Below are 1060 nucleotides of genomic sequence, written 5' to 3' on the forward strand. Positions count from 1 at the left end.
CGCGGTCCCGCATTCACTCCGGTCGGGACGCGTCACCGGCCACGGTTCCTGCCACACCACCACGCACCGGCAGGATCACGACCGCATCGGGACTCAGTGTGGGAATCACCACCAAAAGTGTCAAGACAGGGTTTGAAAGGCCGCGCCTTTCCGTCCCGATAAAGGCGGGCCGGGCACCGGTGGCGAGCCGGGGGATCGCGAATTTCCGGCCGTTTTCCGGCCGCTCGGCCGTCCCGGCGGCGACGTGACGGCCGATGAACATTTCATCACCGCGCAGCCCCGGCGGCGTGACCGCACCCGGCCACACCCAGCGACAAGGAGCGGGAACCCGGCCCGGCGAGACGCGGCGTCCAGACGCCCACTTGACGGGACCTGGCCTCGTCGTATTTGCTCCGCCGCACCACCACCGAAAAATCGACAGCGAAGGACCGGCTTGGCAGAGAATTAATGTTAACGCTACCAAAGTTGGCGCCACATTCGGCCGCCGGAGAGATCGTGCTCCGTCCGGCTGAATATGAAGCGGTCTCGACCGGCCAATCCGCCGCACCATCATTTCCGCACACGGGTGGAATCGGCCGGCGATTCTCAGATATTCGGATCGTCTTTCTCCGGGTCGGGAGACGGTCTCCCGTCTGGATGTGACGCGCGCACGGGACGCCGGCGCGGGCGGTAGGCACACGGGGCATGCCTCCTCCCGTCACACTCCGGCGTTCTCGCCCCCGCCACCCGGGGCCCCGGCTCGTGAGAAGACCGACCGGCGCACGTGAACGGCAACAACCACAGCACTTCTGCAGAACCGATCCCACGCGCCCGCGAGCGCGGCCGCGTCCCCTCATCCGCGGAGGTACTCATGCGATTGATCAGTTGGTTTCGGCGGTCGTCTTCGGCTGGTGGTGTGTGGCGGCGGTCGGTTGTGGTGGCGTGGGTGCTGGCCGTGGTGGGGGCGGGGGTGGGGGTGACGGTGGTGGATCAGGTTGCCCGGCCGGTCGCTGCGGCGGCGGTGGCGCAGGTGGCGGTGCCGCCGATGGGGTGGGCGTCGTGGAACACCTTCGCGGCGCAG

2 protein-coding genes are annotated in these 1060 nt (G+C 68.1%); one reads left to right on the forward strand and one right to left on the reverse strand.

The genetic code is table 11. The features are described from left to right. Positions 1–13 precede the first annotated feature (13 nt). Positions 14–262 carry a hypothetical protein gene (locus JOL79_RS33560; protein WP_210159967.1) on the reverse strand — a complete coding sequence of 83 codons (249 nt, stop codon included), beginning with the start codon at positions 260–262 and terminating at the stop codon, positions 14–16. A 588-nt stretch (positions 263–850) separates the two neighbouring features. On the opposite strand from JOL79_RS33560, the gene JOL79_RS33565 reads away from it, so the two are divergent. Continuing rightward, positions 851–1060, forward strand: a 210-nt coding sequence (locus JOL79_RS33565; RefSeq protein ID WP_210159968.1) for a hypothetical protein, incomplete at its 3' end; no start/stop codon positions are given.

The sequence above is a fragment of the Microbispora oryzae genome, assembly GCF_017896165.1.
In the GTDB taxonomy this organism is placed as follows: domain Bacteria; phylum Actinomycetota; class Actinomycetes; order Streptosporangiales; family Streptosporangiaceae; genus Microbispora; species Microbispora oryzae.